Source organism: Legionella erythra, assembly GCF_001467615.1.
In the GTDB taxonomy this organism is placed as follows: domain Bacteria; phylum Pseudomonadota; class Gammaproteobacteria; order Legionellales; family Legionellaceae; genus Legionella_C; species Legionella_C erythra.
Genome location: NZ_LNYA01000006.1, coordinates 1 through 13,469, shown reverse-complemented (window position 1 = coordinate 13,469; position 13,469 = coordinate 1). Strand labels below are relative to the sequence as shown.

Here is a 13,469-nt window from a genome sequence, read left to right as displayed (position 1 = left end):
TTTTGCCGAGACAGGCGTTATTTTCCCAATCGAGGTGAGGGCAGGTGATTGGTGTCAGCCTGAGGGTGCTTTGCGGAAGGTACACTGGCAAAAAAAAGGCTGGAAGAAATTTTTTCTACAGCGTCGTCATCTTCCCCATCCTGTTTTGGTTGTTCCATTGGCGCTATGGTTTTGACAGCCGGGTAGATGGCAGACGATATCGGTTGTGCAAAATGGCCTAAGTTTTCAGCAAAAACAGCCAGCCCTTCAGGGTTCATGGCCATAATGGCCGCTAAACGAAGGTAATCAGGCAGCACAGTAATTGATTCATCAGTGGCTAATAGGATTTTCGCGTCAGAAAGTTCTCCACTATAAAGTCTGATGCGTAATTGAATGGCAGCTGGAATAAAATTTGGATGATTTATAAAAATTTTTGTAATCTGAGCAATCTCTTCTTCGCTGCCTGTCCACACCTCAAAAACAATGTCTTCGTCTGGATTATCCTTTGCCGCCTTGTAGAGTTGCGCAAACAGCAGGGGGATTATCGATGCGCCGATTGTTGCCCGCGAGGGGTGAGGCATCCTGGGTTCGTGGTTAACAAGCTGGTTAATGCTGCGATAAAACGAGACCCCTGGTTCACGTTCCTTGATAATATCCTCCATTAAAAAAGGATCCAGTTGAGCGCCTAAGTTCTTGCTGACCGCCAGTGCTGCGGCACAATGGTCCGGATGAAAATGAAGCCAGGTCGAGCCAATCAATACGCGGGTTTTGGAAAAAGGTTTACCTTCTTTTCTTAATTGTTTAAGAAGGCTCTTATTCGCTGAGATAACCGCTTGGCCAATGCCTTTTGTGGAACAGTTCTTTAAATAGCGCTCGTTGAATAAGCAGCCATCAAAAGCAAAAGATAAATACCGTATAGTCATTGTTGCACCTGAAAATTAAATGAGTCCGGCTGGATTTTGAGAATAAAAGCCGATAGGGATGACTTTGCGGCAATGACAACGAGTTAAGGGTCTTAAGACCGGATAACTTAAAATCTCTCAATACCATCCAGCGTAAATAAGAAATTTTTATCAGTTACCCGTCCTCCGCCCGCTGACTGTAGGATTTGTCAACGAATAGTAAAATAGTGGGTATATATTACTTCATTTAGATTAAGAGATTATTAAATTGTAAAAAAAATGTTAAAATCGGTTGTTTAACAGGGATAATTTTAAAATGAATAAGGAATTTCTCGAAAATATTACCTTTGATGAGCTGACACCTGGGCAGCAGGCCAGTTTGAGCAAAACCTTAAATCAGGATGATATTGCCCTGTTTGCGGTGATGTCTGGGGATGTAAACCCCGCTCATCTGGATGCTGATTTTGCCAAAAGCGATATTTTTCGCGGTATCGTTGGGCATGGCATGTGGTCTGGTTCATTGATTTCCGCTTTGCTGGGAACCATCTTACCGGGGCCTGGAACCATTTACCTCGAGCAGGATATTAAATTTCGAAAGCCCGTTCGCCTGGGTGACACCATTACTGTTACGCTCACGGTGCGCGATAAATTTCCCGCCAAATCCATTGTGACCCTCGATTGCCGGGGGGTTAACCAACACGGGGAAACGGTCATCGAGGGGTTGGCCACCGTGCTGGCGCCGACTAAGAAAATACGCGTTGCCAAAGCAGACTTGCCCCATGTTGAAATCCACAACCATGACCGCTTTCAAGCCATTATACAATCTTGTCATGGGATGGAGCCTGTCCGTACGGCGGTGGTGCATCCAGTCAAGGACAATGTGCTTCTGGCTGTAGCAGACGCCGTGAATGCGGCACTGATTATTCCTCTGTTGATTGGTCCAAAGGCTAAAATCCAGGCTGCTGCCAGTCAGGCGGGGGTTGATATTTCCCAATGGCAATTGATTGATACACCGCACAGTGATGCTGCTGCTGGCAAAGCGGTCGAATTGGCAGCGACTGGACAAGTCGATGCGCTCATGAAGGGCTCGCTGAGTACGCAGGAGTTACTCAGCGCTGTAGTCCCTGCAGTGGCCAATTTACGAACCAAATACCGTATTAGTCATGCTTATGTTATGGACGTGCCATCGTATCATAAACCGCTCATTATCACTGATTCAGCCATCAATATCGCACCTGATGCGCTTGAAAAGGCGGATATCTGTCGAAACGCAATCAATTTTTGGCAGGTGCTATTCGGCGAGGAGCAAAAACCGAAAGTGGCCATCCTTGCTGCCATCGAGTCCGTCAATCCTGCCATGCAGGCGACAGTCGATGCGGCAATCCTGTGTAAAATGGCCGATCGCGGCCAAATCATGAATGGCATTCTGGACGGACCATTGGCCTTTGATAATGCCATCAATAAACAGGCAGCAGACGATAAAGGAATCCTCTCGCCGGTGGCAGGGGATGCAGATATTCTGCTTGCGCCAGACATTGAATCAGCCAACATACTGGCCAAGCAGTTGACTTTCTTTGGCAATGCCGACGCAGGTGGATTGGTTTTGGGGGCGCGTGTGCCTATTATTTTAACCAGTCGCGCCGACTCTTTGCGCACCCGGCTTTTATCCTGTGCCCTGGCGGTTAAAATGGCCGCCGCCCGTAAAGCCGGGAAAATCAAATGACAGATCTTTTGGATGAGTCAGAAGGGTGGAGTGGCATTAAATGACCTGTGCACAGGCTAGAAGCCGCTTATTTTCGGTTCACTGGTCTGGGCTGACGGACGAAATGGTTAAACAGGAAATAAAGAATTCCCATGCGGCTTAATGGTATATTGCTCAGGCTTTTATTTTTTAAGAACCGTGCCACGAGATGCCCAAGCAGTTTGGCTTGTAAATAACGGAATAAAAAACGGTATAACATCGGTTGAATATCTCCAAATGAACATGAACTCACAGGAGTAAGTATAGTTGTTTATTTGATATTTGTTCTAAATTTGTACTGATAGTCCGATTAGGAGGATTTCCTGCTTTTTTTGGTTGGTTTACTGGGCTCTTGCTTAGCCGACTTCCCTTTGCCTTTTTTCTCCATGCTTTGTTTAAGCAGCTCCATGAAATCGATCACATCATCACTGGCTGTTTTCTTCGCTTTTTTAGAGGGTTTGGCGCTGGTTATGCCTTGCATTTTTTTATCAATCCAGGCCATCAAGGCTTCACGGTACTCGTCACGGTATTTTTCAGGTTCCCAGGGCGTGCTCATTTCTGAAATTAAATCCTGAGCCATTTTGATTTCTTTGTCATTGATTTTATAGGTTTTTAATTCACCAGTCGGGAAATTAAACGCCTCCTCTTCACGGATTTCCTGCTGAAAACGAATGATGTATAAAATCAAGGCATTGCGATGGGGAAGAATAAGGCTTAAATATTCCCGCGTGCGAATAATGATTTTAGCCACGCCGACTTTATTGGATTTTTTCAGTGCTTCCCGCAATAACACATAGGCTTTTTTATTCTTGCTTTCGGGGAGAATATAGTAGGGTTTATCGAAATAAAGGTAGTCAATGTCTTTTAAATTGACGAACTCCTCAATATCAATGGATTTATAGGCTTCAGGGCTGGCTTTTTTAAAGTCTTCTTCATCGAGGACAATATAACTGTCCTTGTCGTATTCATAAGCCTTGACTATCTCATTCCACGGCACTTCTTTTCCCGTCTCGGAATTAACGCGTTCATAGCGAATGCGGGAATGGTCGCGTGAGTCCACCAGATGAAAATGGATATCCTGTTTTTCCTCGACTTGCACCAGACTGACAGGGATTGCAACCAGACCGAAGGAAATGTCGCCTTTCCACACAGGCCTTGGCATGATTTCTCCTTATTTTTCTCTTTCCTTTAGTATAGGTAAAAATAAGTGACTGTTCTTTTATTGAACTACAATTAAAGAGTCCAGAGGACTAGCGACAAGGATTGCCATGGGCCTTGAAACCTATCATAAAAAAAGAAATTTTAAAAAAACACCCGAGCCCCGCGGTCGCGTGCACCGGCAAAAGCATTTTCTGTATGTTATTCAAAAACATGCTGCAAGCCACCTGCATTATGATTTTCGACTGGAGCTTGATGGTGTGTTGAAAAGCTGGGCCATCCCCAAGGGGCCCTGCCTTGACAATACTGTCAAACGCCTGGCCGTGCATGTGGAAGACCACCCCATTGAGTATGGGACCTTTGAAGGCATTATTCCTAAAGGAGAATACGGCGGTGGTACCGTAATGCTTTGGGATAAGGGTGAATGGATTCCCTTGGACAAGGATCCGCGCACGGGTTATGAAAAAGGGCATTTACGCTTTGAATTAAAAGGAAAAAAGCTCAAAGGACGTTGGGACTTAATCCGTTTTAAAGAGGATAAAAACTGGTTTTTAATTAAATTCAACGACGAGTATGCACAATCGGCTGAGGGCTACGATATTACGACGGATAAGCCCCTGAGTGTATTAAGCGGCCAATCCATTGATGACATTGCCGATCAGTATGAGCGAGTCTGGAGCAGTAAAGAAAAGAAAAGCCAACGCAGTAAAAAATCAGCCACTGCCGGGCAAGCATTGCAATTGAATCAGCCAAAATCCCCTTTTCCTGAGACGGTTTCCGCTCAATTGGCAACCCTGGTTAACAAGCCGCCGCGCGGGGAGGATTGGCTGCAGGAGTTAAAGCTTGACGGCTACCGTATTTTAGCAATGAAAAACAACAAAAAAATCCGATTGATAACCCGCAACCACAATGACTGGACCCCTGTATTTCCAGCGGTGGTTGAAGCCATTGCCGACTTGCCCGTCAAAAAGGCGATTTTTGATGGCGAAGTGGTGGTTTTAAACGGCGAGGGGCGACCCGATTTTCAAAGCCTGCAGAACGCCATTAAAGATGGGCTAAAGGCGCCTTTTATCTATTATCTCTTTGATTTACTGTATCTTGAACAATACGATTTGCGCCCCTTGCCGTTGATTGAACGAAAAAGCCTGCTTGCACCCTTAATCGCTGCTGCTGCCTCATCGATATTGCGCTACAGTGATCACATCATCGGTCAGGGCGATGATGTGTTTAAGCAGGCCTGCGACATGGGGATGGAAGGCATTATTGCCAAGCAAATTCATAGTCCCTATGAGGGGAAGCGATCGCTTAACTGGCTTAAAATCAAGTGCAGTCAGCGGCAGGAGTTCGTGATTGGCGGTTTTTCGAGTCCCAAGGGGGCACGCGACTATTTTGGCTCCCTGTTTATCGGGGTATTTAATGTACGGGGTGAGTTCGTGCATACCGGCAATGTCGGAACCGGCTTTACCGACAAAACCATTAAATCCCTGTATGAGAAACTTAAGCCTTTGATTATCGACAAAAGCCCGTTTAAAAAAAGACCGCCTGATTCCAAAACGGCAACCTGGGTGAAGCCTGAACTGGTCATTGAGGTGGCTTTTTCTCAGTGGACACAGGATGGGCGATTAAGGCATCCCAGTTTTAAAGGCTTACGGCTGGATAAATCAGCCAGCGACGTAATTGAGGAAAAAGTCAAACCGGTGGAAACCATCGAGGACAGCATGCCGAAAAGCAAATCAACCGCCATCATCCTGTCCAATCCGGACAAGGTTCTTTATCGTGAAGACAGCATCACCAAGCAGGATTTGTATGATTATTATGAACGCATCAGCGATCACATCCTGCCCTACATCAGCGGCCGGTTTTTATCCCTGGTGCGCTGCCCTTCCAGCTATACCGAATGTTTTTATCAGAAACACCTCAATCAGAAGTCAGATTACCTGTTTTCCTTACCCGTTCGCGATAAAAACGGCGAGATGGAGGACTACCTTTATTTAAAGGATAAGCAAGGCCTGTTAAGTCTGGTGCAAATGGGCGTTTTGGAAATTCATCCCTGGGGCAGTACCGTGAAGCGGTACGAGTACCCGGATATTCTCATTTTTGATTTGGATCCCGGCAGCGGTGTGGCCTGGGGTGAGGTGGTTAATGCCGCTTTGGATATTCGTGATCGTCTGGCGACTTATCAATTGCGCTCGTTTGTAAAAACAACCGGCGGAAAGGGGCTGCATGTCGTGATTCCCATTAAACCGGAACACGATTGGGACATGATTAAACAGTACACGCATGTGTTTGTGGAATACCTTGAAAAAATCAACCCAAAAAAATACATCAGTACCATGGCCAAGGTGAAGCGTAAAGGCAAAATTTTCGTCGATTACCTGCGTAACCAGCGCGGGGCGACGGCCATTGCTCCGTATTCCACGCGAGCCAGACTGCATGCACCCGTTGCAGTGCCGTTGCATTGGGAGGAGTTGAGCGCGCGATTTGACGATCATGTTTATACTATTCATACCTTGCCCCAGCGGCTTGAGAAGCTAAAAAGCGATCCCTGGGCTGATTTCTGGACGCTTAAGCAACCCCTGCGTACAGAAAAATAAGGTTATTTTTCTCGGGTGCATAGGCATGATTGGTGAGGATGATACTCTGTGTTATTCTCACGTTTTCACCAGGACACAGGGAACGAATGTGACAACCTTACTGATTTGTCTGTTTATCGCGGCATTATTGCCTTATCTGTCAAAGCTGGCTGTCGTCTATGCCATTAAGAAAGAAGGCCACTATGATAATCATCATCCCCGTCAGCAACAGGCTGGGCTCACGGGTTTGGGAGCACGGGCCGTGGCGGCGCATCAGAACAGTTTTGAAGCCTTGCTGATTTTTTCTTCGGCTGTTCTTGCGGCCCTGGCGACCGACCACACCTCAACAACCAATCAATACCTGGCTATCGCGTTCATTGTGGCGAGGCTCGTTTACCATGCTATTTATCTATTAAATTGGTCCACCCTGCGCTCCACCATCTGGTTTCTGGGGTGGTTGTGCTCCATCGTTATTTTATGGAATTGCATCCCTTAAAGACCAAGCCAACGAATGAAATGGGCCGTGGTTTTAAGATTAACGAGGGGGCGGGCATCAAAGGAAATCAGGTAATCAGCCGTTCCCATGTTTTCTTCGCTGCCGTCCCGTTTGGTAATGGCTTTAATTTTTCCAAGATTCATGAGTTTCATTTCGGTGATGTAATAGCCGCGCAGACGTTTCACATCCGGTATAACAAAATAAAGGTGGCTGAAGTCCGTCACCGGTTCCTGGGTGCTGCCGATTAAGGCATTGAATTCCTCACCGGATAAGGCAATGTATTCTATTTTATCAATTTGCCTTCTCAGCATGCGCTCCAGGGGGGGCGAGTGATGGAAAAAGCGTTGGTAATTATCCGCAGTAATCACCACAATCGGTTCATTTTCTTCCCGTTGATTATTTTTATTGAGGTCTAAAAAAAGAATGCCGTCGCGGGTTTCGTTTTTGGGGGGCAACAATTTTTCCTCCACTGTCTGGATGGTGCCGCGATGCACGGGCGAGAAATTATCACAATTTAAAAATTTGGATTTTAAGAACCAATGGTCGCTGGGGTAATAAATAACCATCAGGGAATTGTCCTTGATCGTATTGATGATGGGTTTTGCCCATTGCATGGGCAGGGCCGGACATCCCCAACTGCGTCCTGCACGGCCATATTTTTTAATGAAATCTTCCTCGACATACCAACCGCTGTGCATGACTAAATAACGACCAATAGCATTGTCATTAAAGCCCTGATCAAGCCCCGCAAGACGCAATGACAAACCTTCGCGTCCATAGTAAGCCTGCTCGGTTTTGTATACCCCGATGCTGCTGGCTTTGCTGTCGTACTGGTTGGAAAAATATTGTGTCAACAAGGTACCGGAGCGTATTCCATGAGAGACATAGGTATGAAACAGTAATTGATGGGTACTTAAATCAAAGACCCAGAGTCTTTTTTCACTGGACGGCAGAGAATAATCAATAATAGTCAGAATAGGGTTGTGTTCAATACGATAGGTATCCAGGCATTTCAGGGTAGTCAGGACCTTGGTAATCACCGCTTCACTAAGATGAGGGCTTTGCTGCCGTAACAAGGCATGGATGCTTTGCAAGGTATGCCCATTAATGGGTGTCTGATTATTGATGACAGAAATGACTTCGCTTAAGACGGGTTCTTCCGCCGGATTCGTCCTTTCCTTGACGAACTGCAGAGGGGTCAGTGAGAAACAGGGAAATGTCACTGCCAAAAGCAATAACAGGCTTTTTCTCATGGGGCTTCCTTGGTCTATACTTTCTTATTCTTCCTCGTTATAACTAACTATAGCTCAAACTATCTAGGGGTGCGGGATGAAAGATGCTGCGAAAATAGTGGAAAGTATTCATGCGTTGGGTGAGTTGACCTTTAATAACAAAACGCTTGGCGGCATTGATACCCTTTCAGCTAAAACCATTGAGGTTACACACGGATTGTTTTCCTTCGTTATCCCCCTGACCAATGAGCAATTCAAGCAATTTAAAACCTACTTTGGCGAGGATCGTTTTTGCGAGTACAGCCTTTCGCTGGATATCAGCGCTTACGCTATCCAGGATCACTGCGGGCGTGGCGTACTGACCCTTAAACTATCACAAACTAAATTTACCCATAATCAGCGTTTGACTATTTTAACGGTTGAATGCCTCGATGGAAAACAGGGTCAGAAAATTCATTATATTGCCAAAAATAAACAGGAACTCAATGAAGCATTCCGTGCCCTGCGCCTGCAGTTGCCGATTAAGCAGATTGAAGAAAAGCTGAGGCGTTATTATCGTTTACGGGCTAAGCCTCACCCCAGTTCTTTTTGGGGCAAGGAGTGGGGGCTGGATAAATATTGTTTACCTTACAGCGCCCCCGGGGGTATCGATACCGTAACTGTGGATACGTTTCGCAGTTACATGACGGATAGGGCTTTATCAGAGGCTGTGGTGCTTGATGTGGGAGGTGGTAAAGGCCGGCTCGCGGCTAAAATAGTACTTGAAGCCGCGCGCATGGGCATCGATCTGAAGTATATTTTGATTGAGCCGGATCTGTCGCAATGCGAGGCCGCCTGGTCACTGTTGAAATCCTGTTCTCAGGTGCGAGTTTTTCATGGCACGTTACAAGATTTTATGTCAAGACCCGAGGATAAAGCATTAGAGGAAGGCCTGGTTGAAAACCAAAGCCTTAAGGGGCGTGTGGATTTAATCATTTCCTGTGGAGGCCCTTTAAATAACCAAGTAGTTTCTTACGAAACCGCTTACACCAATGCCTGTGATTATTTAACCATGTTGTCTTTTGGAGGGGCGGTGATTGCCACCGGACTTACCTCCTTGCTGTTATCAAAAAAAAATCTCGAATCCATTGGGTTTCAGGTTGAGCGCTGCGTGGCGGCCAAGCGCGATCAAACCATCAGTGAAAGCACTACCTACCATCCAGCCTATGTCATGAGCAAACCGGCCATTGGACCCAACTAATCCATCATCTGGGGCATTGATGGAAGGAACCTGTTGGTGGTTATGCTTTCGGTTAAACTATCCCGGGGTAAATCATACCCGGCTTTTCTGTTTTATTTTTGTCTTCTGGTCTTAATGAAAAAAAGCTGTTTTTAACGTGATATTCTATTTTTTGCGATTCGGTCGGGTCTTTATCCAACGCGACCTCTTCTTTGCTATTGCTGTTATCCGCACCCAGGGAAAGGTAAAGGGTGCGAGGGTGGATGACAGTGCCCATTATGGGGCTGCAGTCAAAATGCGGTAAAAATTTCTGCTGCATCGTGTCTAAATTTTTTAAGGTAGCTGTCACCTGGTTCGCACAACTGACCGCCAGGGTGGGATTGGCAAAAAAATCCATACCTAATTGATGCCGGAGTAATTCAGGCATCACGGGGGAGCCGGTATTTTTACACAATAAAGCGGCAAAGAGTAAGAATTGTTCCGTTAGGGTGTCGGCCTGGCTGGGCGGGATAATGAGCTCGGTCAGCAGGGCGTTGATTTTCGTCGAAAGGCTTTCCAATTTGGGTTTACAACGGATTAAATCACATTGGTGAGCCAGTTTAAGCAAGAGTTGATAAAGATTTTTTTTATGCCAGTGCTTGGCTGAAGATGCGTCGGTTGAAGCGAGTTCTTTGTCGAAATCAAAGCAGTCTGAAATGTCTTTGATCAAATCGGGGTCATACCCCAGTTCAGTGGCGATGGTGGTAAAAATGAAAGCCGAACGCGGGCTATAACGGGGATCGTCATCCCAGCTTAATTCATTGGTGCGTCCGCTTCGCAGCAAGAAAGAAGCCAGTTTCAGGCAATGAATTTCTTCACTACGGAAATTTTTTGCAAGTGTTTGGACTTCATCACAACCAGATTGCTTTAACAATTCCCAAAAACAGTGGACCAGCGTCATGGTACGCAACCCGGAGGCTGTGCCATGATTGATGTGAAAGGCAATATGGTCATACCGCACTTCATAATTTTGGGGGTCATCAACGTAAGGGTTTTCGATGAGATCCCGCGATAACTGCTGCCATAACAACGGGAAATCGGCATTCTGATCCTGCCAGTAAAATTTAAAGGCGGAAAGATCGCTGTACGTAACAATAACCCGGTGGTTTTTTTCTTTCGATAACATCAAATCATCTGGAAATTCAATGGGTTTTTTCTGCTGATAAAGCAGGATATCACGTAACTCGGCCTGATTATCAGGAGATAAATACAGAGGGAGCGGCTCGTCCTGGGGGAGACTGAAAAAGAGCAGCGAATCAACCCCGTTTTTTGCCGCGTAGTCGTGAATACTTGTTTCCAATTGATCGCTTTTTTGCCGGGGAAGGTAACGGACCAACTGATTGTTGATGTATATCTCAAAAATTTCCGTACTCAAACGCTTAATCTGAAGTGTCAGCATTGTGTAGAACCAGAAATGAAAAAGGCAATTTTACATTAAATGGGTATGATGCGCATGTTTTTGTCAAATTGCCGTTCTCTAATTAATGGGGATAACCGCTGGATTGACCAGTCATTTCACTCTCCGATTCAGACGAGGATTGGGTTTCATCGGTGGTGACCACAACGTCATTGGATTCTAAAAAATCAAAAATCCAATCATCCGATACCACCGGCTTTTTGGGTTTAACAGGTGCCAGAGGAATCTCAACCCGGGTCAGGGCGCTTAACATGTTAAACGCATAAGATACTTTCTCATCTTTGAGTTCAACCTTTTTCTTAACGCCTTCAGTAGGACCTGTGTAGGCCATTTCCGCCATTGCCGCTACTTTGCTTTTCAACGTGTCATGCAATTCTGTCTTCATATTGACATGATTATGAACTTCGATAGATTTCGCAATCTCGGGATCAATCACTTTGGCCACCAGCAGACGCACCTGCAGCCTGTGATGATTAGGCACTTCTCGTCCTGGTGTTTTTAATTGAAGCAGCGTGTGTAAGGCGCTGGGGTTAGCCTGATCGTAGATACCATTTTGTGTGGAAATGTAGGCTATCTCATCCACCAGATGATGAGGAATCATGAATTGATAAATAACCCCCTGGCTGCCAAAGTCTGGAGAACTCACCAACTCATAAAAATCATCCACCAGCTTTTTACGCAAATCCTCCTGGCCTACCAATAAGCCCACGTTGTCCAATAAATCATGGATGATGGTTTTAAAGTTCAATTTGGTCACGGAACTGTTATTGTAGAAATAATCCACTGTCGACTCTTCGGAAGCGAAATCCGCGTTTTGCCACAGGTTTGGGCTGCAGGACAATAGATTCCAACTGATGTTTTCACTGTTGTCAATAGAACGTCCATCACTCATTTTGTCTTTTATTTCTTCAATTTCCGTGTAAATCTTGCCGCGCGGTTTCGAGTGGAAATCCCTTAACCAGGCCACGTGATTTGCCCCTTCAGACAGGCGTTTTAATTCACGGCAAATCAGATCCAGGGCGTAGCTGGCTTTGGTGGTGGCATGGTAAACGCTGACATGCGTCTCCGACAGGCGTTGTTCTTCCTCGATGCAGGCAGAGGTAGGAATCGCGCCAATGGCTTCATGGGTCCAACTGTCTTTCAGGATAATTTTTTCTTTGCCGGCATGGCCCCAGATTAGAAAATCACCCATGACGTTACTTTGATGAGGCAGGTTATCTTTTGAGGGCGCCTCTTGTCCTGTTGTAAAAAATAGCTCAGATTTACCGGATGAATAAGTATGCTCATCCGATTCAATCCATAAGGCCGTAGCGGAGGTAAAATCTGGAAAAATATCCGGGTGAAGTTCAAGCAAGCGGTAATAGGTATCGCGCAATTCATTGGCGGATTTGGCTGCCAATGTTTGATTGCCGGTTATGGACGGATTTATGCCGCGTCGTGGGGTTTTGAATTCATTGAAGGACTGATTGACTTGTTCACGTAATTGGCCATCGGTAATCGGCGCACCGGTTTCGGCACACAATTGGCCTGCGTACAACAACAGGCTGTCTGCCAGGCTTCCCGTGTCGCTTTTCTGGTTCAGGACCTTGTTCAGCTCCTCGACTATCGGTTCACGCTGCTTGGCATAGCCATCCATATTAACCCGGATTAAATCGCTTTCATGACTTAATTTCAAAATGCTGGTAAACAGGTTCAGCTTATTGCGGGTCTTTTCCATGGAATGCCCAGGCAGTGGGTTGATTGTTTCATTGATGCTATGGTAATCAAAACAGAGGGTGATTAAGTCAACAACCGCCGTGTTAAATCCTAAATCAATCGCAACCTCTTTAAAAATAACGGCCGAGCGTTTCCCATAAGTTTTATCATCTCGCCAGCCCAATTCATTGGTACGCCCTGAGCGAAATAAAAAGGCGGCCAGTTGCAAGCAGGCTTCTTCCTCCTGGGTCAGGGCGTTTGCGGTTTCAAACGCGATGGCATTGCCTTGCCGCTTAATGAGTTGTAGATAAGCAGCGGATAATTTATCCTGACGGATGCCATGACTGGTGCCATGGTTAGTATGGTAAGCAATCAGGTTCTGGCGCTCGATATAATCCCTGGGGTCATCAACATAAGGTGTTTCGATTAGATCAGTTGATAAAACCTGGTAAAGCGCTGTTTTTTTATCCAGTGACTGGGTTTGCCAATACTGCTGGAATGGACGTAAGTCCCGGTAAGAAAAAACAACCGGATTTTTTTGGACAGACGTAGCCAAATCGGAGGGAAGCTCAACCTTGCGTTTATCAGGCCCTGTTTCGAGCAGGCTTATTAAGTGGCTTTCCTGGCTTTCATCCAGATCCGTGAGGTCATATTCCGCCTGGGCTGCCAAAGTGATTGTTTCGGATGAGTTATCTAAATTAACCAGCCCGGCTTCTGATAAATAGCGGTTAACGCCTTGGCTAAGAGAAGACAAGTCACGGGCTTTAACAAAGCGGACAAAGTTGCCATCGATATAGAGTTCAACCAGATTACTGTTTTGCGCGTTGGTGATAAGTTTAAGCAGCATGATTCCCTGACCCTGTATTAAAAATACAATTTATGTAAAAAAATAATACTATTAATTCCTTAATGAAATATTAAGAAAGGGAACATAATTGGAAAAAGTCCACGGCCTACGCACTTCAATTTTCAATCAAACTGAGCAAATGTTCTAAAAAGGAATTGTCCCATCCACCGA

The 13,469-nt window shown here is 45.7% G+C and carries 9 protein-coding genes; 4 read left to right on the top strand and 5 right to left on the bottom strand.

The annotated features are described in order from the left end of the window. Positions 1 to 17: 17 nt before the first annotated feature. Positions 18 to 902 (bottom strand): hypothetical protein, encoded by an 885-nt coding sequence (locus tag Lery_RS02830; RefSeq protein ID WP_058525744.1) that lies wholly within the window; start codon positions 900 to 902, stop codon positions 18 to 20. A 295-nt stretch (positions 903 to 1,197) separates the two neighbouring features. Here Lery_RS02830 and Lery_RS02825 point away from each other — a divergent pair, with 295 nt between their 5' ends. Next, on the top strand, positions 1,198 to 2,604 hold the full coding sequence (locus Lery_RS02825) for a bifunctional enoyl-CoA hydratase/phosphate acetyltransferase (RefSeq protein WP_058525743.1): 1,407 nt from the start codon (positions 1,198 to 1,200) through the stop codon (positions 2,602 to 2,604). 328 nt (positions 2,605 to 2,932) lie between these two features. On the opposite strand, the gene ku is transcribed toward Lery_RS02825, so the two are convergent. Further along, positions 2,933 to 3,784 carry a non-homologous end joining protein Ku gene (gene ku / locus Lery_RS02820; protein WP_058525742.1) on the bottom strand — a complete coding sequence of 284 codons (852 nt, stop codon included), beginning with the start codon at positions 3,782 to 3,784 and terminating at the stop codon, positions 2,933 to 2,935. A 106-nt stretch (positions 3,785 to 3,890) separates the two neighbouring features. On the opposite strand from ku, the gene ligD reads away from it, so the two are divergent. Both ligD and Lery_RS02810 read left to right on the top strand, forming a co-directional pair. Continuing rightward, positions 3,891 to 6,374, top strand: a complete 2,484-nt coding sequence (ligD, locus tag Lery_RS02815) for a DNA ligase D (protein ID WP_058525741.1) — start codon at positions 3,891 to 3,893, stop codon at positions 6,372 to 6,374. A gap of 88 nt (positions 6,375 to 6,462) precedes the next feature. Next, positions 6,463 to 6,849 carry an MAPEG family protein gene (locus Lery_RS02810; protein ID WP_058525740.1) on the top strand — a complete coding sequence of 129 codons (387 nt, stop codon included), beginning with the start codon at positions 6,463 to 6,465 and terminating at the stop codon, positions 6,847 to 6,849. Here Lery_RS02810 and Lery_RS02805 read toward each other — a convergent pair. Continuing rightward, a complete protein-coding gene (locus Lery_RS02805) occupies positions 6,846 to 8,102 on the bottom strand; it encodes a murein L,D-transpeptidase catalytic domain family protein (protein WP_058525739.1) in 1,257 nt (418 codons plus the stop codon). The genes Lery_RS02810 and Lery_RS02805 overlap by 4 nt on opposite strands. Before the next feature lie 76 nt (positions 8,103 to 8,178). Here Lery_RS02805 and Lery_RS02800 point away from each other — a divergent pair, with 76 nt between their 5' ends. Further along, positions 8,179 to 9,321 (top strand): class I SAM-dependent methyltransferase, encoded by a 1,143-nt coding sequence (locus Lery_RS02800; RefSeq protein ID WP_058525738.1) that lies wholly within the window; start codon positions 8,179 to 8,181, stop codon positions 9,319 to 9,321. A 52-nt stretch (positions 9,322 to 9,373) separates the two neighbouring features. Here Lery_RS02800 and Lery_RS02795 read toward each other — a convergent pair whose 3' ends face one another. Both Lery_RS02795 and Lery_RS02790 read right to left on the bottom strand, forming a co-directional pair. After that, positions 9,374 to 10,738, bottom strand: coding sequence for a SidE phosphodiesterase domain-containing protein (locus tag Lery_RS02795; protein WP_058525737.1), 1,365 nt, complete (start codon positions 10,736 to 10,738; stop codon positions 9,374 to 9,376). Between the two features lie 82 nt (positions 10,739 to 10,820). Beyond that, positions 10,821 to 13,298, bottom strand: coding sequence for a SidE phosphodiesterase domain-containing protein (locus Lery_RS02790; RefSeq protein ID WP_058525736.1), 2,478 nt, complete (start codon positions 13,296 to 13,298; stop codon positions 10,821 to 10,823). Positions 13,299 to 13,469: the final 171 nt, after the last annotated feature.